At 68.2% G+C, this 20,651-nt stretch carries 20 protein-coding genes and 2 pseudogenes; 11 read left to right on the forward strand and 11 right to left on the reverse strand.

Features of this window, described 5'->3' with window-relative positions; genetic code table 11:
- Nucleotides 1-198 precede the first annotated feature (198 nt).
- Together WS92_RS23685 and WS92_RS23690 are read left to right on the forward strand one after the other, a co-directional pair.
- Nucleotides 199-1,876 (forward strand): annotated as a pseudogene (locus WS92_RS23685) (sigma-54 dependent transcriptional regulator).
- 64 nt (nt 1,877-1,940) lie between these two features.
- Entirely contained in the window at nt 1,941-2,444 is a 504-nt protein-coding gene (locus WS92_RS23690; RefSeq protein ID WP_015600609.1) for a dihydrofolate reductase, read from the forward strand.
- Nucleotides 2,445-2,552: 108 nt separating this feature from the next.
- On the opposite strand, the gene pmbA is transcribed toward WS92_RS23690, so the two are convergent.
- Nucleotides 2,553-3,923 (reverse strand): metalloprotease PmbA, encoded by a 1,371-nt coding sequence (gene pmbA / locus WS92_RS23695; RefSeq protein WP_006025758.1) that lies wholly within the window; start codon nt 3,921-3,923, stop codon nt 2,553-2,555.
- A 154-nt stretch (nt 3,924-4,077) separates the two neighbouring features.
- On the opposite strand from pmbA, the gene yjgA reads away from it, so the two are divergent.
- Nucleotides 4,078-4,686: a ribosome biogenesis factor YjgA gene (gene yjgA / locus WS92_RS23700; protein ID WP_015601572.1), complete on the forward strand. Its 609-nt coding sequence runs from the start codon at nt 4,078-4,080 to the stop codon at nt 4,684-4,686.
- Nucleotides 4,667-5,287 carry a molybdopterin adenylyltransferase gene (mog, locus tag WS92_RS23705; protein ID WP_015601319.1) on the forward strand — a complete coding sequence of 207 codons (621 nt, stop codon included), beginning with the start codon at nt 4,667-4,669 and terminating at the stop codon, nt 5,285-5,287. The genes yjgA and mog overlap by 20 nt, the downstream gene beginning before the upstream one ends.
- A 42-nt stretch (nt 5,288-5,329) precedes the next feature.
- Here the strand turns inward: mog and orn are convergent, their stop codons facing one another.
- Nucleotides 5,330-5,935, reverse strand: coding sequence for an oligoribonuclease (gene orn, locus WS92_RS23710; RefSeq protein WP_009913224.1), 606 nt, complete (start codon nt 5,933-5,935; stop codon nt 5,330-5,332).
- A gap of 118 nt (nt 5,936-6,053) precedes the next feature.
- On the opposite strand from orn, the gene WS92_RS23715 reads away from it, so the two are divergent.
- The 3 genes from WS92_RS23715 to WS92_RS23725 all read left to right on the forward strand — a co-directional run bounded on the left by WS92_RS23715 (nt 6,054) and on the right by WS92_RS23725 (nt 8,641).
- Nucleotides 6,054-7,313 (forward strand): M48 family metallopeptidase, encoded by a 1,260-nt coding sequence (locus WS92_RS23715; protein WP_059934026.1) that lies wholly within the window; start codon nt 6,054-6,056, stop codon nt 7,311-7,313.
- Nucleotides 7,310-8,254 (forward strand): ribosome small subunit-dependent GTPase A, encoded by a 945-nt coding sequence (rsgA, locus tag WS92_RS23720; RefSeq protein WP_006025753.1) that lies wholly within the window; start codon nt 7,310-7,312, stop codon nt 8,252-8,254. Before WS92_RS23715 ends, rsgA begins: the two co-directional genes overlap by 4 nt.
- Nucleotides 8,255-8,323: 69 nt before the next feature.
- Nucleotides 8,324-8,641: a putative signal transducing protein gene (locus WS92_RS23725; RefSeq protein ID WP_006025752.1), complete on the forward strand. Its 318-nt coding sequence runs from the start codon at nt 8,324-8,326 to the stop codon at nt 8,639-8,641.
- Nucleotides 8,642-8,812: 171 nt separating this feature from the next.
- Here WS92_RS23725 and WS92_RS23730 read toward each other — a convergent pair whose 3' ends face one another.
- Both WS92_RS23730 and WS92_RS23735 read right to left on the reverse strand, forming a co-directional pair.
- A complete protein-coding gene (locus WS92_RS23730) occupies nt 8,813-9,751 on the reverse strand; it encodes a CobD/CbiB family protein (protein WP_006025751.1) in 939 nt (312 codons plus the stop codon).
- A 101-nt stretch (nt 9,752-9,852) separates the two neighbouring features.
- Nucleotides 9,853-10,536, reverse strand: a complete 684-nt coding sequence (locus WS92_RS23735; protein WP_009913230.1) for a CoA pyrophosphatase — start codon at nt 10,534-10,536, stop codon at nt 9,853-9,855.
- A 301-nt stretch (nt 10,537-10,837) separates the two neighbouring features.
- Here WS92_RS23735 and WS92_RS33150 point away from each other — a divergent pair.
- Nucleotides 10,838-11,005 (forward strand): annotated as a pseudogene (locus WS92_RS33150) (GNAT family N-acetyltransferase); the annotation flags it as partial.
- Between the two features lie 233 nt (nt 11,006-11,238).
- Here WS92_RS33150 and rplS read toward each other — a convergent pair.
- From rplS to rpsP, 4 genes are all read right to left on the reverse strand, one after another.
- Nucleotides 11,239-11,628 (reverse strand): 50S ribosomal protein L19, encoded by a 390-nt coding sequence (rplS, locus tag WS92_RS23745; protein ID WP_006025749.1) that lies wholly within the window; start codon nt 11,626-11,628, stop codon nt 11,239-11,241.
- A 138-nt stretch (nt 11,629-11,766) separates the two neighbouring features.
- Nucleotides 11,767-12,561, reverse strand: a complete 795-nt coding sequence (gene trmD, locus WS92_RS23750; protein WP_006025748.1) for a tRNA (guanosine(37)-N1)-methyltransferase TrmD — start codon at nt 12,559-12,561, stop codon at nt 11,767-11,769.
- Nucleotide 12,562: 1 nt separating this feature from the next.
- Nucleotides 12,563-13,264: a ribosome maturation factor RimM gene (gene rimM / locus WS92_RS23755; protein ID WP_059934030.1), complete on the reverse strand. Its 702-nt coding sequence runs from the start codon at nt 13,262-13,264 to the stop codon at nt 12,563-12,565.
- Nucleotides 13,265-13,306: 42 nt separating this feature from the next.
- Nucleotides 13,307-13,561 (reverse strand): 30S ribosomal protein S16, encoded by a 255-nt coding sequence (rpsP, locus tag WS92_RS23760; RefSeq protein ID WP_004189402.1) that lies wholly within the window; start codon nt 13,559-13,561, stop codon nt 13,307-13,309.
- A 168-nt stretch (nt 13,562-13,729) separates the two neighbouring features.
- On the opposite strand from rpsP, the gene WS92_RS23765 reads away from it, so the two are divergent.
- Complete coding sequence (locus WS92_RS23765; RefSeq protein WP_059934032.1) at nt 13,730-14,887, forward strand: PQQ-dependent sugar dehydrogenase; 1,158 nt, start codon at nt 13,730-13,732, stop codon at nt 14,885-14,887.
- Between the two features lie 109 nt (nt 14,888-14,996).
- Nucleotides 14,997-15,464 (forward strand): NINE protein, encoded by a 468-nt coding sequence (locus WS92_RS23770; RefSeq protein ID WP_015600966.1) that lies wholly within the window; start codon nt 14,997-14,999, stop codon nt 15,462-15,464.
- Nucleotides 15,465-15,512: 48 nt separating this feature from the next.
- Here WS92_RS23770 and WS92_RS23775 read toward each other — a convergent pair whose 3' ends face one another.
- Both WS92_RS23775 and WS92_RS23780 read right to left on the reverse strand, forming a co-directional pair.
- Nucleotides 15,513-16,682: a PA0069 family radical SAM protein gene (locus tag WS92_RS23775; protein ID WP_015601307.1), complete on the reverse strand. Its 1,170-nt coding sequence runs from the start codon at nt 16,680-16,682 to the stop codon at nt 15,513-15,515.
- 102 nt (nt 16,683-16,784) lie between these two features.
- Nucleotides 16,785-17,273 (reverse strand): Lrp/AsnC ligand binding domain-containing protein, encoded by a 489-nt coding sequence (locus WS92_RS23780; protein WP_006025733.1) that lies wholly within the window; start codon nt 17,271-17,273, stop codon nt 16,785-16,787.
- Nucleotides 17,274-17,418: 145 nt separating this feature from the next.
- Between WS92_RS23780 and WS92_RS23785 the strand changes: the two genes are divergently transcribed.
- Complete coding sequence (locus WS92_RS23785; protein WP_015602124.1) at nt 17,419-18,705, forward strand: D-amino acid dehydrogenase; 1,287 nt, start codon at nt 17,419-17,421, stop codon at nt 18,703-18,705.
- A gap of 119 nt (nt 18,706-18,824) precedes the next feature.
- Here WS92_RS23785 and WS92_RS23790 read toward each other — a convergent pair whose 3' ends face one another.
- Nucleotides 18,825-20,615 (reverse strand): acyl-CoA dehydrogenase, encoded by a 1,791-nt coding sequence (locus WS92_RS23790; protein ID WP_059934034.1) that lies wholly within the window; start codon nt 20,613-20,615, stop codon nt 18,825-18,827.
- Nucleotides 20,616-20,651: the final 36 nt, after the last annotated feature.

Genomic DNA, 20,651 nt, shown 5'->3' on the forward strand with positions numbered 1-20,651 from the left:
CAGCGGGGGGACCACATGTCCGAGGAAATCGCGCCGACGCGCGCTCGGCCCGCCGCCGCATTCGCGCGCCGCGCGCGCGTTCGCGATCGCCGCATCGATGTCCGGCCGAACAGATTCGGCCGCGACGACGCACGGCCGCGCCGCGCGATACGCCGCCGCCGGCGCGCCGACGTTTTCCCGCATCGAGCAACGCATGTCGTGCGCATCGCCGCGCTCCCGTCCCGAACCACCGCACATGCGTCGCAGCGACGCCGGCACCGCGCGCCGGCCGCTCGACATCCCCGCCGCCCGTCCGCATCGCCCGCGCCAACGACGCGCGCCACGCGACGACGCCCGCGACTCCCCCATCGAGCATTGCACGCCGCGCGCGGCCCCCGACACGTTCGGAACAACATCCCAACTGAGGTGCATCGTGCCAGACTTCCGCTCTCCCACCGATTGCGCACCGCCCGGCCACGCCGTGCAGCGGTCCGCGTCACCGGACGACGCGGCCGCACGCCAGCTCGTCTACCTGTCGCGCACGCCCGACACGACGCTCGTCGAGCATCTGCGCGCGCGACGCTGGAACGTGCACGTCGTGCGCTCCGCGAACGAAGCGGCGCGGCGCGTGAAGCCGAATCAGCCGCAGGCGGGCATCGCCGATCTCGACGGCTTCGCGCCGCGCGAGCTGCCGACGCTCGAAGCGGTATTGCGCCAGCAGCAGGTCGGCTGGATCGCGCTCGCGGGCGACGCGCGCATCAACGATCCCGACGTGCGCCGGCTGATTCGCCAGTATTGCTTCGACTACATGCAGGGCCCGCCGCCGCACGAGACGATCGATTATCTGGTCGGCCACGCCTATGGGATGGTCGCGCTGTGCGATCTCGACTTCGCGGCGGGCGCCGCCGCCGCGACGGGCGACGAGATGGTCGGCGCGTGCGACGCGATGCAGCAGTTGTTCCGGATGATCCGCAAGGTTGCCGCGACCGACGCGACCGTGTTCATCTCCGGCGAATCGGGCACCGGCAAGGAGCTGACCGCGCTCGCGATTCACGAGCGCTCCGAGCGCCGCAAGGCGCCGTTCGTCGCGATCAACTGCGGCGCGATTCCGAATCATCTGCTGCAATCCGAAATGTTCGGCTACGAGCGCGGCGCATTCACGGGCGCGAGCCAACGCAAGATCGGCCGCGTCGAATCGGCGGACGGCGGCACGCTGTTTCTCGACGAGATCGGCGACATGCCGCTCGAGAGCCAGGCGAGCATGCTGCGCTTCCTGCAGGAAGGCAGGATCGAGCGGCTCGGCGGGCACGATTCGATTCCGGTCGACGTGCGGATCATCTCCGCGACGCACGTCGATCTCGACGCGGCGATGCGCGCCGGCCGTTTTCGCGAAGACCTGTACCACCGGCTATGCGTGCTGAAGCTCGACGAGCCGCCGCTGCGCGCCCGCGGCAAGGACATCGAAATCCTCGCGCATCACATCCTGCACCAGTTCAGGAGCGACGGCGCGCGCCGCATCCACGGCTTCACGTCGTGCGCGATCGAAGCGATGTACAACTATCAGTGGCCCGGCAACGTGCGCGAGCTGATCAACCGGATCCGGCGCGCGATCGTGATGTCGGACAGCCGGCAACTGTCGGCCGCCGATCTCGATCTCGCGCCGTTCGCGGCGCGCCAGGCGACGACGCTCGCCGAAGCGCGCGAGCGCGCCGAGCGCCGGACGATCGAGGCGTCGCTGCTGCGGCATCGCAATCGCCTGACCGAAGCGGCGGCGGAGCTCGGCGTGTCGCGCGCGACGCTGTATCGGCTGATGGTGTCGCACGGCCTGCGCGAGCTGTCATGGGGCGCGCATCGCCCGGGCGCGAGCCATCCGAACGACGAAGCCGGGCCCGCGTGACACGCGGTCGCGCGCCGCGAGATCCGGTAGAATCGGGCCCTTCCGGCATCTTTTTCTTCCCGTCATGACGACGCTGACCCTGATCGTCGCGCGCGCCCGCAATGGCGTGATCGGCCGCGACAACCAACTTCCGTGGAAACTTCCCGAGGACCTCGCATTCTTCAAGCGCACGACGATGGGCGCGCCGATCGTGATGGGCCGCAGGACGCACGAATCGATCGGCCGGCCGCTGCCCGGCCGCCGCAACATCGTCGTCACGCGCGACGCCGCGCGCCACTTCGACGGCTGCGACACGGTCACGTCGCTCGACGGCGCGCTCGCGCTCGCCGCGCGCGACGGCGCGGCCGAAGCGTTCCTGATCGGCGGCGCGCAGTTGTACGCGGAGGGCCTGCGCCACGCGGACAAGCTGATCGTCACCGAGATCGATCAGGATTTCGAAGGCGACGCGTCGTTTCCCGCGCCCGATCCCGCGCAATGGGAAGCCGTGTCGCGCGATGCGCATCGCGCGGCCGCGCCGAACGACTTCGCGTATGCATTCGTCGTCTATCGTCGCAAGCGCGCCGGTTGACGCACGCGAGGCGGCGCGCGATATCGCGGGCTCTCGCGCGACGACACAAAAAAAGCGCCGCTCGCCGCGGCGCTTTTTGCTTTTGCGCGATCCATGCGATCGCCGCGCTCACTGCCCCGCGATCGTCATCTGCTCGATCAGCACCGAACCCGTTTCCTTCGTGCCGCGCACGATCGAATCCGCGCCGATCGCAACGATGTGGCGGAACATTTCCTGCAGCGTGCTCGCCACCGTGATCTCCTCAACCGGGTACTGAATCTCGCCGTTCTCGACCCAGAAGCCCGCAGCGCCGCGCGAATAGTCGCCCGTCACGTAGTTCACGCCCTGCCCCATCAGCTCGGTCAGCAAAAGACCCGTGCCGAGCTTCTTGAGCATCGCGTCGAAATCGTCGGCGGGCGTCGTGAGCGCGCTCCTGAGCGCGATGTTGTGCGAGCCGCCCGCGTTGCCGGTCGTCTGCGTGCCGAGCTTGCGCGCCGAATAGGTCGACAGGAAATAGCCCTCGACCACGCCGTCCCTGACGACGTTGCGCGCGCGCGTGCGCACGCCTTCCTCGTCGAACGGCGCGCTGCCCATCGCGCGCGGCACGTGCGGGTCCTCGACGATCTGCACGTGCGGCGCGAACACCTCCTTGCCGAGGCTGTCGACGAGGAACGACGTCTTCCGATACAGCGCGCCGCCGCTCACCGCCTGTACGAACGCGCCGAGCAGGCCCGCCGCGAGCGGCGCTTCGAACAGCACAGGCACCTTGCGCGTGTCGAGGCGGCGCGCGCCCATCCGCGCGAGCGCGCGCTGCGCCGCGTAGCGGCCGACCGACTCGGGCGAAGCGAGTTCGTCCGCGCGGCGCTTCGACGTGTACCAGTCGTCGCGCTGCATGTGGCGGCCGGCGCCCGCGATCGGCGCGCACGCGATGTAGTGGCGCGAGTACGGATAGCCGGCGAGGAAGCCGCGCGTCGTCGCGAGCACGAACTGCGAATGCTGCGCGGACACGCTCGCCCCCTCCGAATTGCGGATCTGCGGACTCACCGCGAATGCGGCGTCCTCCGCGCGGCGCGCGAGGTCGACCGCTTCGTCGGCCGACAGGCGCCACGGGTGATAAAGGTCCAGGTCGCGCGGCTCGGTTTCGAGCAGTTCGGCCTCGGCGAGCCCCGCCGCGTCGTCCTCGGCCGTGAAGCGCGCGATGTTGTACGCGGCTGCGACCGTGTCCTTCAGCGCTGCGGGCGAGAAATCCGACGTGCTCGCATTGCCGCGCTTCTTGCCGATGAAGACGGTCACGCCGACCGTCTTGTCGCGGTTGTGCTCGATCGTCTCGACTTCGCCGCGCCGCACCGACACCGACAGGCCGTCGCCCTCGGAGATTTCGGTCGCGGCGTCGGTCGCGCCGAGCGTCTTCGCGTGCCGGAGGATGTCCGTCGCGATTGCCTTCAGTTCGTCTTGCGTGTGCGGGAAATAGTGCGCCTGGGCGTCGAGGTTTGCAGCCATCGTCGTGGTATCCGGTGACGGGCGGGTCGCCCGCATGTTTCGAAATGTGCGTATCCCGCGATCATAGCAAGGTCCGGCGCGAGCGACGCGGGTCGGCGACGCGGCGCGCGGCGCGCCGCGGCCGCGCGGTGCCCGGCGCGATACAATGCCGCCCATGACACGCAAAACCCGTATCCAACCGATCGAGCACGCCGGCGAGAACGCCGACCACGGCTACGATCGCCCCAGCAAATCCCAGTTGAAGCGCGACATGCACGCGCTGCAGGAGCTGGGCGCCGCCCTCGTCGAGCTGCCGAAGGACGCGTTCAAGCGCATGCCGATGCCGGAAGATCTCGCCGACGCCGTGCGCGAAGCGCGCCGCATCACCGATCACGAGGGCAAGCGCCGCCAGATTCAATACGTCGGGCGCGTGATGCGCGCGCTCAGCGCCGACGAGACGGCCGCGCTGCGCGCGGCGCTCGACGCGCAGCGCGGCGTGAACAAGGCCGAGACGGCGCGCCTGCACTGGATCGAGCGCACCCGCGAGCAACTGCTCGCGAGCGACGATGCGCTGACCGCGTTCATCCGCGAGCATCCGTCGGCCGACGTGCAGGAGGGCCGCACGCTGATCCGCAACACGCGCAGGGAAGCGCAGCAAGGCAAGCCGCCGCGCTACTTCCGCGAGCTGTTCCAGTGGATCAAGACGGCGAGCGGCTCGGCCGGCGGCGAAAGCGACGCGCCCGACCACTCACCGGATTCCGACGATGACGACGACGAAGCGTAACCACCCCGACGAACTCGTGATCGGCCTCGTGTCGATCAGCGATCGCGCGAGCAGCGGCGTCTACGAGGACAAGGGCATTCCGGCGCTGTCCGAATGGCTCGCGGCGGCGCTCGCGTCGCCGTGGCGCGCCGAGACGCGGCTCGTCCGGGACGACGCGCCGACGATCTCGGCCGCGCTCGTCGAGCTCGTCGACACGGTCGGCTGCGATCTCGTGCTGACGACGGGCGGCACGGGCCCCGCGCGCCGCGACGTGACGCCCGAGGCGACGCTCGCCGTCGCGACGAAGGCCATGCCGGGCTTCGGCGAGCAGATGCGCCAGATCAGCCTGAATTTCGTGCCGACCGCGATCCTGTCGCGGCAGGTCGCGGTGATTCGCGAAACCGCGGATCACGCGGCGCTGATCGTGAATCTGCCCGGCCAGCCGAAATCGATCAAGGAAACGCTCGAAGGGTTGCGCGGCGACGACGGCAAGGTCGAGGTGCCGGGCATTTTTGCTGCGGTGCCGTACTGCATCGACCTGATCGGCGGCCCGTACGCGCAGACGAACCCGGCCGTGTGCGCGGCGTTCCGGCCGAAGAGCGCGATGCGCGCGCCGAAGTGACGGCTGCCGCGGCGGCGGCGATCGGCGCGCGCCGCCCGCTTCTTACGCTGTCTCGCCCGCCGGCGCGGCCGGAATCAGAAAACGCTCGCGGTAATACTTCAGCTCGTCGATCGACTCGTGGATGTCGGCGAGCGCGGTATGCATCGCGCGCTTCTGAAAGCCCTTGTAGATCGCGGGCTGCCAGCGCCGGCACAGCTCCTTGAGCGTGCTGACGTCGAGGTTGCGGTAATGGAAGAAGCGCTCGAGCTCCGGCATCCAGCGCGCCATGAAGCGGCGGTCCTGGCAGATCGAGTTGCCGCACATCGGCGACTTGCCGGGCGGCACGTACTGGCCGAGAAACGCCTCGATCTGCGCGGCGGCGTCCGCCTCGGTGACGCTCGACGCGCGCACGCGGTCGATGAGGCCGGAGCGGCCATGCGTGTTCTTGTTCCAGTCGTCCATCTTCGCGAGCGTCTCGTCGCTTTGATGGATCGCGAGCACGGGCCCCTCGAGCGCGATGTCGAGGGTCGAATTGGTGACGACGACGGCGATCTCGATGATGCGGTCGGTGTCCGGGCTCAGGCCCGTCATTTCCATGTCGAGCCAGACGAGGTTCAGTTCGTTGCGAACGAGCACGGGCTGGCCGGCCACGGCGGAGATATCGGTCATGAGCAATCCTGGGAAATGAGCGGACGGCGCGCGCGCCGCCGGGCGGGCCGGCAAACGACGAGCGGGCCGGGTCCGCAAGATCATATAATTCTCGCATAGATACCCACCAGCGCCTTCGATGTCCGCCTATACCTTCACCCTGCTCTTCGCCGTCGCGGTCGTCGCGATGACGGGCACCAAGCTGTGGCTCGCGTCGCGGCAGATCCGCTTCGTCGCCGCGCATCGCGGCCGCGTGCCCGCGCAGTTCCGCGAGACGATCCCGCTCGCCGCGCACCAGCGCGCCGCCGACTACACGATCGAGCGCACGCGGCTCACGATGTTCGAGATCGTCGTCGCCTCGGCGGTGCTCGTCGGCCTCACGCTCCTGGGCGGCGTCGGCGCGCTCGATTCGCTGCTCGCCGGCTGGCTCGGCCACGGCTACGGCCAGCAGGTCGCGCTCGTCGCGGCGGTGCTCGTGATCTCGGGCGCGATCGATCTGCCGTTCGACTACTACCGCCAGTTCGGCATCGAAGAGCGCTTCGGCTTCAACCGGATGACGAAGCGCCTGTTCTTCGCCGATCTCGCGAAGAACGCGCTGCTCGGCGCGGCGCTCGGCCTGCCGCTCCTCTTCGTCGTGCTGTGGCTGATGAACCAGGCGGGCGCGCTGTGGTGGCTGTGGACGTGGATCGTGTGGGTCGGCTTCCAGATGCTCGTTCTCGTGCTCTATCCCACCTTCATCGCGCCGCTCTTCAACAAGTTCGAGCCGCTGTCCGACGACGCGCTGCGCACGCGCATCGAAGGGCTGATGAAGCGCTGCGGCTTCGCGGCGAAGGGCCTCTTCGTGATGGACGGCAGCCGCCGCTCCGCACACGGCAACGCGTATTTCACGGGCTTCGGCGCATCGAAGCGGATCGTGTTCTTCGATACCTTGCTCGCGCGCCTGACGGGCAGCGAGATCGAAGCGGTGCTCGCGCACGAGCTCGGCCATTTCAAGCGCCGCCACGTGATGAAGCGGATGCTGTGGACGTTCGCGCTGAGCCTCGCGCTCCTCGCGCTGCTCGGCTGGCTCGCGCAGCGCGCGTGGTTCTACATGGGCCTCGGCGTGATGCCGTCGCTCGCGGGCAGCAACGCGGGCATCGCGCTCGTGCTGTTCTTCCTGTCGATGCCGGTGTTCCTGTTCTTCGTCACGCCGTTCGGCAGCCTGAGCTCGCGCAAGCACGAGTTCGAGGCCGACGCATTCGCCGCGCACCAGACCGACGCGCGCGATCTCGTCAACGCGCTCGTGAAGCTCTACGAAGACAATGCGTCGACGCTCACGCCCGACCCCGTCTACACCGCGTTCTACTACTCGCACCCGCCTGCGTCGCAACGGATCGACCGGCTGCTCCAGCACTCATGAAGCGCGCGCCGACGAAGCAGCCGGCCAGAGCCGCCGCGCGCGGCGGCGAGCGCGCCGAAGGGCGCGTGATCGCCGCGCACGGCCGCCACTACATCGTCGCGCCCGCCGGCGGCGGCCCGATGCTGCAGTGCTTTCCGCGCGGCAAGAAGAGCGATGTCGCGGTCGGCGACCGCGTCGTCTACGAACGAACGTCGGCCGACCAGGGCGTGATCGTCGAGATCGGCGAACGGCGCAACCTGCTCTACCGCTCCGACCAGTTCAAGTCGAAGCTCTTCGCGGCGAATCTCGATCAGTTGCTGATCGTGCTCGCGACCGAGCCGTATTTCAGCGAAGACCTGCTCGGCCGCGCGCTGATCGCCGCCGAGGCGAACGAGCTGAAGCCCGTCATCGTGCTGAACAAGATCGACGTCGAGGCGGCGCTGCCCGTCGCGCGCGAGCGCCTTGCGCCCTACCGCGCGCTCGGCTACGACGTGCTCGAGATGTCGATCAAGGGCGCGCCCGACGACGCGCGCGCGCAGCTCGCGCCGCGCCTGGCCGGCCATTCGACGATCCTGCTCGGCCAGTCGGGAATGGGCAAGTCGACGCTCGTGAACCTGCTCGTGCCGGACGCCGAGGCGGCGACGCGCGAGATCTCCGCCGCGCTCAACAGCGGCCGCCACACGACGACGTTCACGCGCCTCTACCCGCTGCCGGACGGCGGCGCGCTGATCGATTCGCCGGGCTTCCAGGAGTTCGGGCTCTATCATCTGACGGAAGGCCGCCTCGAGCGCGCGTTCCCGGAGTTCCGGCCGCTGCTGCCGCACTGTCGTTTCTATAATTGTCATCATCTGCAAGAGCCGGGCTGCGCGATTCTGGAGGCAGTCGCCGACGGCAGGGTCGCGCCGTCGCGTCACGCGCTGTACGCGCAGCTCGTGCACGAGGCGAGCCAGATCGTCCGCTAGCCGGGCGGCCCGGCGGCCGCGCGCCGCCGCCCCCGCCGCCTATTCGCCATGCACGGAGGAAACGCCGCAATGCGCTTCAAGGCCCCCGATCTCGCGACCGCCCAGCACTGGGCGAACGTGCTCGACGTCGCAGGCGTGCGCTGCGAGCTGCACAACTGCTACGCGCTCGGCGCGCTGGGCGGGCTGCCGATGGATGCGTGCCAGCCGGAGATCTGGCTCGACGACGAGCGCGACGAGGCGCTCGCGCGGCGGCTGATCGAGGCGGCGTCGGCCGGGCCGCCCGCCGGCGCGGCGCCGTGGCGCTGCGCGCGCTGCGGCGAGACGCTCGACGCGCAATTCACCGCCTGCTGGCATTGCGGCGCGAGCCGCGATCCGCGTGACGGTTGACGCGCGGCGCGACGCCCGCCCCCGCCGCGAAGCGAGCGCCGTCCGGGCAGCCCTGGAACACCGGAGCACCGAAGCAAGCCGGAAATCGGCACAAAAAAGCCGGCTCGAAGCCGGCTTGCTCGTTGACGAACCTTGGCGCGACGACACGCGCGCGGCATCCGCCGCACCGCATCACGACACCCAGACCGCGATCGTCAGCATCAGCAGGAGTAGCATCCACAGGATCACCGCGCGCCACACGAGGCCGACGGCCGACTGCAGCGTGCGCGGCGAGCAGTCGTCGCCGACCGTGATCGGGCCGCTGTCGCCCGCCGCGAGCGCATCGACGCTCGACGGCTCCGCGAGCGGGCCCGCGAGCCGCGCGCCGAGCGCACCGCTGCCGGCCGCGAGCAGCACGCCGTCGTTCGAGTCGGGCCACTGGCGCGTGTGATTGCGCCAGGCGTAGATCGCGTCCTCGAAGTTGCCGACGATCGCGAAGCCGAGCGCGGTCAGGCGCGCCGGCACCCAGTCGATCGCGAAGAACGCGCGCTGCGCGAACGTCGAGAACGCTGCGGTGCGATCGTCCGCCGGCACCGACCAGCTACGCGACAGATATTCGGCGATCCGGTACAGCACCGCGCCCGCCGGGCCGATCGGCAGCACGAACCAGAAAAACACGCCGAACACGTGACGATGCGACGCGACGACCGCATGGATCAGCGTGTGGCGGACGATTTCGCTGACCGGCATGTCGACCGTGTCGATGCCCGTCCATTCGCGCAGGATGTCGCGCGCGCGCGGCACGTCGTCGTTGTTGAGCGCGAGATGGATATCGGTGAAGTAATGGCTGAACTGCCTGAAGCCGAGCGTGAAGTACACGACGGCGACGTTCCAGAGGAACGCGAGCACGAAGCTCACCTTGTACAGCAGGAAATAGACGAGCCCGACGCCGAGCACCCACGGCAGCACGACGATGAGCCACGCGAGCACGCCGTGCTTCTTTTTGCCGGCGTCGAAGCCGTGCGCAGCCGATTCCGCATGAGACTGAAACAGCGCGAAGACCGGATTGCTCGGCGACAGCGCGCGGACCTGTTCGATGATGAGAGCAAGGAGAACCGAGAAGAAAGTCATGCGAAGGGCCGTGCCGTTCTGGGATGATTGATTTTTCGCGTAAAGATAGCACAGCAGGCGCGTCGGATGGCTCCGGCTTGCGCAGACTGTGGCGCCCGCCACTAGGCCGCGAGAAAGCGATACAGGTTGCGCAGCATGCCGGCCGTCGCGCCCCAGATGAAATACTGGCCGCCGACCGGCCCGCGCGGATACGGCATCGCGAAAAAGCGCCGCTCGCCGCCCTCCCAGCGGAACACCCTCACCTGGTGATGCGCGGGGTTCATCAGGAAATCGAGCGGCACCTCGAAGATCTCGGCCACTTCGAGCGTATCCGCCTGCACCGTAAACGGCGGATGGACGAGCGCGACAACGGGCGTCACGCAAAAGCCCGTGCCCGTCAGATAGTCGGGCAGCGCGCCCAGCAATTCGACGCGCTCGTGCGAAAGCGCGATTTCCTCGTGCGCCTCGCGCAGCGCGGTGGCGTTCGCGTCGCGGTCGTCGGGCTCGCGGCGCCCGCCCGGAAAGCTGATCTGGCCTGCATGATCGTTCAGGTGATCCGCGCGCTGCGTGAGCAGCACCGTCAGGCCGCGCTCGCGCACGACGAGCGGCACGAGCACGGCCGCGCTGCGCGGATCGACGCTGTCGGCAAGCTGCGCCTCGGCGGGCTCCTGCGTCCATTCGGGCGGCTGCGCGAAGCGCTCGCGCAGGCCGGCCGGGGTCAGCAACGACGGCGGGATGGCGGGCAGTCCGGTGCCGGTCGTCTCGATCGGCAGCACTTCGGGGTCGATGATGGGGCGACGGGTCAAGAGACGCTCGGCTTGGAATGGATAGGACCATATTGTCGCGCCGAAAAGAAAAAAACGCCCGTCGGGGCCGCTCGCCGGACGGCGTCCGTCGTCGGCGAGCGCGGCGTTCGCCCGAGATTCGGCCGCGCATTCAGCCGCGCATTCAGCCGATACGCTCGTCGGGCCGCGACGCGCTACGGGGGGCGCAGGAGCGATATCGACTGCGGCCCGACGGTCGAATGCATGCTAGTCATCGCGCCAAACGTCGCGCGAAATGCGAATGGCAGGATTCGGCAACGCGGCGCCCGCGGCGGGCCGCGCCCCGCTCATCCACGACCCTCGCCTCGACGCGATGTCGTTCTACGTGTCGACGTCGTCGAATTGCGAGGTCGTCAGCTACGCGGCGCTCGTGCGCATGACGATCTCACACGCCGGCAAATGCTTGTCGATCGGCGGTTTGAGTTGGGTCGCGACCGATCCCGCGCACCGTCTCGGCGGCGACGCACGAACGCCGCGCCTCGCCGCCCATCGGCCACACGGGAGCACACGCTAAACGATCGCGCCGGTCGCCGCCGCGATGGCCAGATGCAAAAAAGCCGCTGCCTCGCAGCGGCCCTCGACAGCCGGTCGAAAAAAAGCGCCGTGCGGGAAACCTCCGCACGGCGCTTTTCCACGCCTGGCGAAACGCACGCCGAACGACTTCCGGCGCGCGTCCGACTGCGCTTACTGCTGCGCAGCAGCGGCGCGATCCTTCGACACCAGCTTTTCCTTGATTCGAGCCGACTTGCCCGAACGCTCGCGCAGGTAGTACAGCTTCGCGCGGCGCACGTCGCCGCGGCGCTTCACGACGATGCTCGCGAGCAGCGGCGAGTACGTCTGGAACGTACGCTCGACGCCTTCGCCCGACGAGATCTTGCGGACGATGAACGACGAGTTCAGGCCACGGTTGCGCTTCGCGATCACGACGCCTTCGTAAGCCTGAACGCGCTTGCGGTTGCCTTCCACCACGTTCACGTTCACGATCACCGTGTCGCCCGGGGCGAATTCGGGGATCGTCTTGCCTGCGAGCGCGCGCTCGATCTCTTCCTGCTCAAGTTTTCCGATCAGATTCATCACTGACTCCTAAAGCCATCTTGTCGGCGTTTGCGCCCGCCTGCTTCCAGGCTCGGCCCCGATAGAGGATGGATTCACATCAGGCGCCGCGCACGCATGCGCGGCACCGCCAAATTCGCAAACGAAAGCGCCGCCGCCTCAGGAGGCCTGCTTCGCTTCTTTCGCGAGACTTGCAAGCCATGCCTCGTCGGCCCGGCTCAGCAACTTTTCGCGACGCGCCCGTGCGATCAGGTCGGGGCGCTTCGCGAGGGTGTTTCTCAACGCTTCCTGCCGGCGCCAGCGCTCGATCTCGGCATGATGTCCACCGAGCAGCACGTCCGGCACGCGCGCGCCCTCGTACTCCTCGGGACGCGTGTAATGCGGGCAATCGAGCAGCCCGTCGGCGAAGCTGTCCTGCACCGCCGATTGCGCATCGTTCAGCACGCCCGGCAGCAGTCGCACGACTGCGTCCATCAGCGCCATCGCCGGCAGTTCGCCGCCCGACAGCACGAAATCGCCGAGGCTCAGCTCCTCGTCGACGCAACGGTCGATCAGCCGCTGGTCGATCGCCTCGTAGCGCCCGCACAGCAACACGACGCCCGGCTCCGCCGCCATCCGCGCGACGCGCTCGTGCGTGAGCGGCGCGCCCTGCGGCGACATCATCACGACGCGCGAGCTCGCAACGCCTTGCGCCGCCTGCGCGGCCTTCGCCGCACCGATCGCCGCCTCGAGCGGCTTCGCGAGCATCACCATGCCGGGGCCGCCGCCATACGGGCGATCGTCGACGGTGCGGTAGTTGTCGGTCGTGAAATCGCGCGGATTCCACGTGCGCAAGCCGAACCGCCCCTGCTTCACCGCGCGGCTCGTGATGCCCCAGTCGGTCAACGCGCGAAACATCTCCGGAAAGAGTGTGACGACGTCGAACTGGATCGCGCTCTGCGTGGCTTCGTCCATTTCAGTAATCGGCTTCCCAGTCGACGACGACGCGTCCCGCCGCCTGCTCGACCGCCTTCACGTACACGCCGACGAACGGAATCAGCCGCTCGCCGGTTTTCGGCCGACCATCCTTGCCGGTTGCCTGATATTCGACGCGCATGATCGAATGCACGCCGTTGTCGATCAGGTCGGCGACCTTGCCGAGCGCGACGCCCGCCTCGTTGACGACGTCGAGGCCGATCAGATCGACCCAGTAGAACTCGTCGGCGGCGAGCGCCGGGAAATCGCCACGGCGCACGAACACGCGAAAGCTGCGCAGCGCAAGCGCCGCATCGCGATCGGCCGAGCCGGCCGGATGCGCGACGACCGTGTCGCCGTGCAGCTTCGCCTGCGTGACGCGCACGAACTTCCGCTCCGCATCCCGCCCCACACCCTTTTGCAGCCACCAGTCGCGGGCCTCGAGAAGCGCATCGCCGCCTCGCCCCGCACCGGCATGGGCCGCGAGCTTGATCCAGCCCTTGAGGCCGTACGCATCGACCACCGCGCCGACCTCGACCGCATCGTCCGGCCATGACTGCACCGCATCGACGCGACTTGCTTCCGAATCAACCGCGCCGTCGCGCCCTCCCTTCTCGGGCGCGCGCTCGACCGGCTTGCGGACGAATACGCCGAACGACGGCGACCGCCCGCGCTTTGCATTACCGGAATCGTGACCAGCCATCAACGAACCTCACAGCCGGCACTTCCGGCACGCCGCGCCATGTCAGGCAGCCGGCTGCGCCTTTTGCGCCTGCTTCACGAGACGCTCGACGGTCGGCGACAATTGCGCGCCGACGCCTTGCCAGTACGTCAGACGGTCTTGAGCGATGCGCAGCGCTTCGCCCTTCGTCGCGACCGGGTTGTAGAAGCCGACGCGCTCGATGAAGCGGCCGTCACGACGGTTGCGCGAATCGGTAGCGACGATGTTGTAGAACGGGCGCTTCTTCGAGCCGCCGCGAGCCAGACGGATGATGACCATATGAAATCCTTCGGGAAAACCGGGTTCGAAAACTACTGAAACGGGCGATTATAGCCCGAAACCGGTGGCACAACAAACACTTACCTGTCAAAAAAACCGGTCGCCGCCTCTGGAGGCTTACAATCGATCTGTTGCGCGCTCCGCGCTCGCCCGCCTTCACCCGCCGCCATGCGCCCTCTCATCGCCCTGTCCCGCATCGTTTTGTCAGGCCCGCCGGCGGTGCTGCATGCGGCAGCCGTCGCATGTCTCTTTCTTGCCACAATCGCCGCGCCCGCCGCGTCGGGCGTGTTGCCGATCGGCGAACTCAGCGTACCGCCCGGATTTCGGGTCCAGGTGCTCGCCGACGACGTGCCCACGGCGCGCGAAATGGCGTGGTCGCCGCGCGGCATTCTCTACGTCGGCAGCATGGACGGGCGCGTGCATGCGCTCGTCGTGCGCGACGGCCATGTTCGCGAGCATCACGTGATCGCGTCGGGGCTCGAGATGCCGGTTGGCGTCGCGTATCGCAACGGCGCGCTCTTCGTGTCGGCCGTGTCGCGGATTCTACGCCTCGACCGGATCGACGAGCGGATCGCCGCGCCGCCGAAGCCCGTCGTCGTCACGGACGCACTGCCGACCGACCGCCATCACGGCTGGAAATTCATCGCGTTCGGCCCCGACGGCAAGCTCTATGTGCCGACGGGCGCGCCGTGCAACATCTGCGTCGCCGACCGGGACCGCTACGCGATGATCGGCCGGATGAACGCCGACGGCAGCGGCTACGAGGTCTACGCACGAGGCGTCCGCAACACCGTCGGCTTCGCGTGGCATCCGGCGACGCACGAACTCTGGTTCACCGACAACGGCCGCGACCTGATGGGCGACGACCGCCCCGACGACAAGCTGAACCGCGCGCCGCGCGCGGGACTCGACTTCGGCTACCCGTTCTGCCACGGCGGCGACGTGCTCGATCCACAGTTCGGGCGCGGCCACGCGTGCGCGAGCTACGCGCCGCCCGTGCTCAAGCTGGGCGCACACGTCGCCTCGCTCGGCATGCGTTTCTACACGGGCGACATGTTCCCGCCCGAATACCGCGGCAACATCTTCATCGCCGAGCACGGCTCATGGAACCGCAGCCGCAAGGTCGGCTACCGGGTCGTGCGCGTGATCGCGTCGCCCGACGGCCGCGCCGCGCGCCAGGAAGCGTTCGTCCAGGGGTGGCTGCGGCCCGACGAAAGCGTCTGGGGGCGCCCCGCCGACGTGCTGCCGCTGCCGGACGGCTCGCTCCTCATCAGCGACGACTACGCGGGCGCGATCTACCGGATCACCTACGATGCGACGCATTGACACAACCGTAGCGTGACCGCACCGCGCCCCGCATCGTAGAATGCGAGCCGACCCCGCCGCGCCCGGGCCTCGCCCGGGCGTCCACGAAGAAGACCCATTGCCTCCCGACATGTCCAGCAGCACGTCCACGCCGCCCCGCTTCCGCTCGAAGACGCTCACCGCACTGCTCGCTTTCCTGCTCGGCTCGCTCGGCGCGCACCGCTTCTATCTGTACGGCTGGAAGGACCTCGCAGGCTGGGCACACCTGCTCGCGACGATCGTCGGCATTCCCGGCTTCCTGCTGCTCGCGGCATCGGGGCGGGCCGCCGCGCTTGGCTGGTGGCTCGCCGTGCCCGGCGCGATATCGCTGCTCGCCGCGTTTCTCGCGGCGCTCGTCTACGGACTGCGCGCCGACGACAAGTGGGACGCGCAATTCAATGCCGCGACGGGCCGCCAAAGCCGCTCCGGCTGGGGTGTCGTGTTCGTCGTCATCTTTTCGCTGCTGATCGGCGCATTCCTGCTGATGACCGGGCTCGCGCTCGCGTTCCAGACGTACTTCGAATCACAGGTCGAGGCCGCCAGGCAAATTTCGCAATGACGCATCCGCCGGCTCTGCCGGCGCGACACGACGCATCGCCCACGTCGCTCAGAACAGGCTGAGCTGCGACTGATCTTCCGAGTGGCCTTCCGCTTGCGCCGCCGTGCGCGGCCGCGCGAGCGACCGCGGCAGTTTCGAGCGCTGCGCGCAAAACTGCGAAAAATCGAGAATCCCTCGCGCGCGTTCGTTCAGCCCGCAGCGCTTGACCGCCATCCGGAAGCGCTGCTTGAGCAGATCGGCCCACATCCCTTCGCCCTTCATCCGGCGGCTGAAATCCGCGTCGTAATCCTTGCCGCCGCGCATGTCCCGCACACGCGCCATCACCCGCTCCGCGCGATCAGGGAAATGCGCGGCGAGCCATTCGGTGAAAAGCGGCGCGACTTCCCACGGCAGCCGCAGCACGATATAGCTCGCGTGCGTCGCCCCCGCGTCCGCGCACGCCTCGAGCACGCGTTCGAGATCCGGTTCGGTGACGAACGGAATCATCGGCGCGACGCTCACGCCGACCGGCACCCCGGCGTCGCGCAGCGCACGGATCGTTCGAAGCCGGCGCGCGGGCGTCGCCGCACGCGGCTCGAGCGCACGCGCGAGTTCGGGATCGAGCGTCGTGATCGTGACGGCCGCCATCACCTGCCGGCGCTCGGCCATCGGCGCGAGCAAATCGAGATCGCGCTCGATCAGCGGCGACTTCGTGATCGCGGCAAACGGCTGACCGTGGTCGTGCATCACCTGGATCACCTGCCGCGTGATCCGCAGTTCGCGCTCGACCGGCTGATACGCGTCGGTATTCACGCCGAGCGCGATCGGCTCGGGCACGTAGCGCGGCTTCGCGAGTTCGCGCTCGAGCAACTCCGCGGCGTTCACCTTCGCGTAGATCCGGCTCTCGAAATCGAGCCCCGGCGACAGCCCGAGATAGCTGTGCGTCGGCCGCGCGAAGCAGTAAATGCAGCCGTGCTCGCACCCGCGATACGGGTTCAGCGACACGTTGAACGGAATGTCCGGCGACGCATTGCGCGTGAGGATCGTCCTCGCGCGCTCCTCGAACACCTGCGTGCGCAACGGCGCGGGCGGCTCGCCATCGTTGTCGCGCGTCCAGCCGTCGTCGACCGTCTCGCGCTCGACGGTCTCGTAACGCCCCTGCAGGTTGCCCACCGCGCCGCGCCCCTTGCGGGGCGCGGGCGGCGCCACTGGATATTCGACGTCGGATCGTTCGCTCATCGTGCCTCTGGTAAGCGGCCCGGGCCGCCAATGACAAAACCGCCAATCACTGTACAAACATACAGTAATTGGCGGTTCATGCCAAGCGCCTCGGACGCGCGCTCACTCGTTGACCGCGATCATCAGCGTCTCCTTGATCTCCTCCATCACGACATAGCTCTTCGATTGCACGGCGCCCGGGAGCTGCAGCAGGATGTCGCCGAGCAGCTTCCGGTAGTCGGCCATCTCGCCGATCCGCGCCTTGATCAGATAATCGAAGTCGCCCGACACCAGATGGCATTCGAGCACCTCGTCGATCTTCATCACTTCGCGGCGAAACTGCTCGAACATGTTGCCGCTCTTGTGATCGAGCGTGATCTCGACGAACACGAGCAGCGCGGCGCCGAGCTGCGCGGGATCGACGTGCGCGTGGTAGCCGGTGATCACGCCGTCGCGCTCCATCCGCCGCACCCGCTCGATGCACGGCGTGACCGTCAGGCCGACGCGCTCGGCGAGGTCCTTCATCGCCATGCGGCCGTCCTCTTGCAGCAGCTTCAGAATGCGCCGGTCGAGCTTGTCAAGCGCGCGTACCGGCTGACGTTGAGTTCTCATCTCTTTTTTACTGAAAATTGGAAAAATACAATAACAAAACCTAGTGACTCAACCATACCATAGCGCAAAAAACTAGGCCGTATGGAGATCGCAGAGCGCATCGGGTGCGCCGCGCCATCCGGCGTTTTCTCTATCCGGAGCAGCTATGCGTGTGGTTATTTTGGGCAGTGGCGTGGTCGGCGTGGCGAGCGCCTATTATCTGGCGCGCGCGGGCCACGAAGTCACGGTGATCGACCGCGAGGCCGGCCCCGCCCTCGACACGAGCTTTGCGAACGCGGGCCAGATCTCGCCCGGCTACGCGGCGCCGTGGGCCGCGCCCGGCGTGCCGCTGAAGGCGGTCAAGTGGATGTTCGAAAAGCATGCGCCGCTCGCGATCCGCCTCGACGGCACGCGCTTCCAGTTGCAATGGATGTGGCAGATGCTGCGCAACTGCACGACCGAGCGTTATGCGCTGAACAAGGGCCGGATGGTGCGCCTCGCCGAATACAGCCGCGATTGCCTGCAGGCGCTGCGCGCAGAGATGGGCATCCAGTACGAAGGCCGCACGGGCGGCACGCTGCAGGTCTTCCGCACGCAGCAGCAGCTCGACGGCGCCGCGAAGGACATCGCGGTGCTGCGCGAGGCGAACGTGGCGTTCGAACTGCTGTCGAGCGACGCGCTGAAGAAGGCCGAGCCGGCGCTCGCCGCGGTGTCGCACAAGCTGACGGGCGGCCTGCGGCTGCCGGGCGACGAGACGGGCGACTGCCAGCTCTTCACGACGCGCCTCGCCGCGCTCGCCGAGCAGCTCGGCGTGACGTTCCGATTCAACACCAGCATCGACGCGCTCGCCGTCGCGGGCGGCAAGATCGCGGGCGTCCAGTGCGGCGGCGAGATGGTGCGCGCCGATGCCTACGTGGTCGCGCTCGGCTCGTACTCGACGAACCTCGTCGCGAATCTCGTGAAGATCCCGGTATATCCGCTGAAGGGCTATTCGATCACCGCGCCGATCGTCGACGCGGCAAAGGCGCCCGTGTCGACCGTGCTCGACGAAACCTACAAGATCGCGATCACGCGTTTCGACGATCGGATCCGCGTTGGCGGGATGGCGGAGATCGTCGGCTTCGACAAGCGGCTGCGGCAGGCGCGCCGCGAAACGCTCGACATGTGCGTGAACGACCTGTTCCCGGGTGGCGGCGACACGGCGAACGCGACGTTCTGGACCGGCCTGCGGCCGATGACGCCGGACGGCACGCCGATCGTCGGCCGCACGCCCGTGCCGAACCTGTTCCTCAACACGGGCCACGGCACGCTCGGCTGGACGATGTCGTGCGGCTCCGGCCAGTTGCTCGCCGATCTGATGTCCGGCAAGAAGCCCGCGATCCGCGCGGACGACCTGTCGGTGCATCGCTATCTGAGCGAGACGGACGGCGAGCATCGCCCCGCGTACGCATGACGCGCTGACGCGCGATCGGGGCGGCCCGCATGCAAGGCCGCTTCCGCCAAAAAGAACGGCGCCCGAGGGCGCCGTTCTGCGTTTGAGCGTCTAGCGGACGAACCGGCCGAGCCCGACGATCAGAACTGGTCTTCCGTCAGCGCGAACACGCCTTGCCCGCCCTTCGCGCCGACGATCGACGCTTCGAACCCGCTCGCCTGCGCGAGGATGTGCTCCGCATAGAACTGCGCGATCGCGATCTTCGCGTCGTAGAACTTCGGGTCATCGGCGCGCTTTTGCTGCGCGACGAGCAGCGCGCGCGCCATTTGCCAGCCGCACAGCACGATGCCCGCGAGCTTCAGATACGGCACGCTGCCGGCGAACACCGCGTTCGGATCGCCTTTCACGTTCGCGACGACAAAGTCGACGACGGCCGACAGCGCGCGCGCGCCGTTCTCCAGTTGAACCTTCATCGCGGCGAACGCCGGGCCGTCGTGCGCGCCGAGCGCTTCGACCGTCTGCCGGATCTCGCCGACGATCGCCTTCGCGACCGCGCCGCCGTCGCGCGCCGTCTTCCGGCCGACGAGGTCGTTCGCCTGGATCGCGGTCGTGCCTTCGTAGATCGCGAGAATGCGCGCGTCGCGGTAGTACTGCGCGGCGCCCGTTTCCTCGATGAAGCCCATCCCGCCGTGCACCTGGATGCCGAGGCTCGCGACCTCGTTGACCATCTCGGTGCTCCAGCCCTTCACGATCGGCACCAGATACTCGTAGATCGCCTGATGCTTCGCACGCACGCCTTCGTCGGCCGCGCGGTGCGCGTGATCGCTATGCGCGGCGGCGACGTAGGACAGCGCGCGCGCGCCTTCCGTCAGCGCGCGCATCGTCGCGAGCATCCGGCGCACGTCCGGGTGATGGATGATCGTCACCGACCGCTTTGCGGAGCCGTCGACGGGACGGCTCTGCACGCGCTCCTTCGCGAACTCGGCGGCCTTCTGGTACGCGCACTCGGCGACGCCGATCCCCTGCATCCCGACGCCGAAGCGCGCCGCGTTCATCATGATGAACATGTACTCGAGGCCGCGGTTCTCTTCGCCGACGAGATAGCCGATCGCGCCGCCGTGGTCGCCGTACTGCAGCACCGCGGTCGGGCTCGCCTTGATGCCGAGCTTGTGCTCGATCGACACGCAATGCACGTCGTTGCGCGCGCCGAGGCTGCCGTCTTCGTTGACGAGGAACTTCGGCACGATGAACAGCGAAATGCCCTTCACGCCTTCGGGCGCGTTCGGCGTGCGCGCGAGCACGAGGTGGACGATGTTGTCCGCCATGTCGTGTTCGCCCCACGTGATGAAGATCTTCGTGCCGAACACCTTGTACGAGCCGTCGGGCTGCGGCTCCGCGCGCGAGCGCACGAGCGCGAGGTCGGAGCCCGCCTGCGGCTCGGTGAGGTTCATCGTGCCCGTCCAAACGCCCGCGATGAGCTTCGGCACGTAGCGGGATTTCTGTTCGTCGGTGCCGGCCGTGAGGAGCGCTTCGATTGCGCCGTCGGTCAGGAGCGGACACAGTGCGAACGACAGGTTCGATGCGTTCAGCATCTCGATGCACGGCGTCGCGATCAGCTTCGGCAGGCCCTGGCCGTCGTATTCGGTCGGATGCTGGAGCCCCTGCCAGCCGCCTTCGGCGAACTGGCGGAACGCATCCTTGAAGCCGGGCGTCGCCGTGACGGCGCCATCCTTCCAGCTACTCGGGTTCTTGTCGCCCTCGATGTTCAGCGGCGCGAGCACCTCGCCGCAGAACTTCGCCGATTCGTCGAGCACGGCCTGCGCCGTGTCGAAGCCGGCGTCCTCGTAGCCGCGCAGCTTCGCGACCGCGTCGATGCCGGCCAGTTCCTTCATCACGAACAGCATGTCCTTGACGGGTGCGGTATAGCTCATGGTGCTCCTCTCCTGGTCTGCTTATGGTGTGAAAAG

The organism is Burkholderia sp. MSMB1588 (assembly GCF_001546925.1).
GTDB lineage: Bacteria > Pseudomonadota > Gammaproteobacteria > Burkholderiales > Burkholderiaceae > Burkholderia > Burkholderia humptydooensis.

Coding starts and splice junctions, on each gene's coding strand:
- WS92_RS23690 (WP_015600609.1), top strand. CDS start 1,941: ATGACGACGCTGACCCTGATCGTCGCGCGCGCCCGCAATGGCGTGATC.
- pmbA (WP_006025758.1), bottom strand. CDS start 3,923: ATGGCTGCAAACCTCGACGCCCAGGCGCACTATTTCCCGCACACGCAA.
- yjgA (WP_015601572.1), top strand. CDS start 4,078: ATGACACGCAAAACCCGTATCCAACCGATCGAGCACGCCGGCGAGAAC.
- mog (WP_015601319.1), top strand. CDS start 4,667: ATGACGACGACGAAGCGTAACCACCCCGACGAACTCGTGATCGGCCTC.
- orn (WP_009913224.1), bottom strand. CDS start 5,935: ATGACCGATATCTCCGCCGTGGCCGGCCAGCCCGTGCTCGTTCGCAAC.
- WS92_RS23715 (WP_059934026.1), top strand. CDS start 6,054: ATGTCCGCCTATACCTTCACCCTGCTCTTCGCCGTCGCGGTCGTCGCG.
- rsgA (WP_006025753.1), top strand. CDS start 7,310: ATGAAGCGCGCGCCGACGAAGCAGCCGGCCAGAGCCGCCGCGCGCGGC.
- WS92_RS23725 (WP_006025752.1), top strand. CDS start 8,324: ATGCGCTTCAAGGCCCCCGATCTCGCGACCGCCCAGCACTGGGCGAAC.
- WS92_RS23730 (WP_006025751.1), bottom strand. CDS start 9,751: ATGACTTTCTTCTCGGTTCTCCTTGCTCTCATCATCGAACAGGTCCGC.
- rplS (WP_006025749.1), bottom strand. CDS start 11,628: ATGAATCTGATCGGAAAACTTGAGCAGGAAGAGATCGAGCGCGCGCTC.
- trmD (WP_006025748.1), bottom strand. CDS start 12,561: ATGGACGAAGCCACGCAGAGCGCGATCCAGTTCGACGTCGTCACACTC.
- rimM (WP_059934030.1), bottom strand. CDS start 13,264: ATGGCTGGTCACGATTCCGGTAATGCAAAGCGCGGGCGGTCGCCGTCG.
- rpsP (WP_004189402.1), bottom strand. CDS start 13,561: ATGGTCATCATCCGTCTGGCTCGCGGCGGCTCGAAGAAGCGCCCGTTC.
- WS92_RS23765 (WP_059934032.1), top strand. CDS start 13,730: ATGCGCCCTCTCATCGCCCTGTCCCGCATCGTTTTGTCAGGCCCGCCG.
- WS92_RS23770 (WP_015600966.1), top strand. CDS start 14,997: ATGTCCAGCAGCACGTCCACGCCGCCCCGCTTCCGCTCGAAGACGCTC.
- WS92_RS23775 (WP_015601307.1), bottom strand. CDS start 16,682: ATGAGCGAACGATCCGACGTCGAATATCCAGTGGCGCCGCCCGCGCCC.
- WS92_RS23780 (WP_006025733.1), bottom strand. CDS start 17,273: ATGAGAACTCAACGTCAGCCGGTACGCGCGCTTGACAAGCTCGACCGG.
- WS92_RS23785 (WP_015602124.1), top strand. CDS start 17,419: ATGCGTGTGGTTATTTTGGGCAGTGGCGTGGTCGGCGTGGCGAGCGCC.
- WS92_RS23790 (WP_059934034.1), bottom strand. CDS start 20,615: ATGAGCTATACCGCACCCGTCAAGGACATGCTGTTCGTGATGAAGGAA.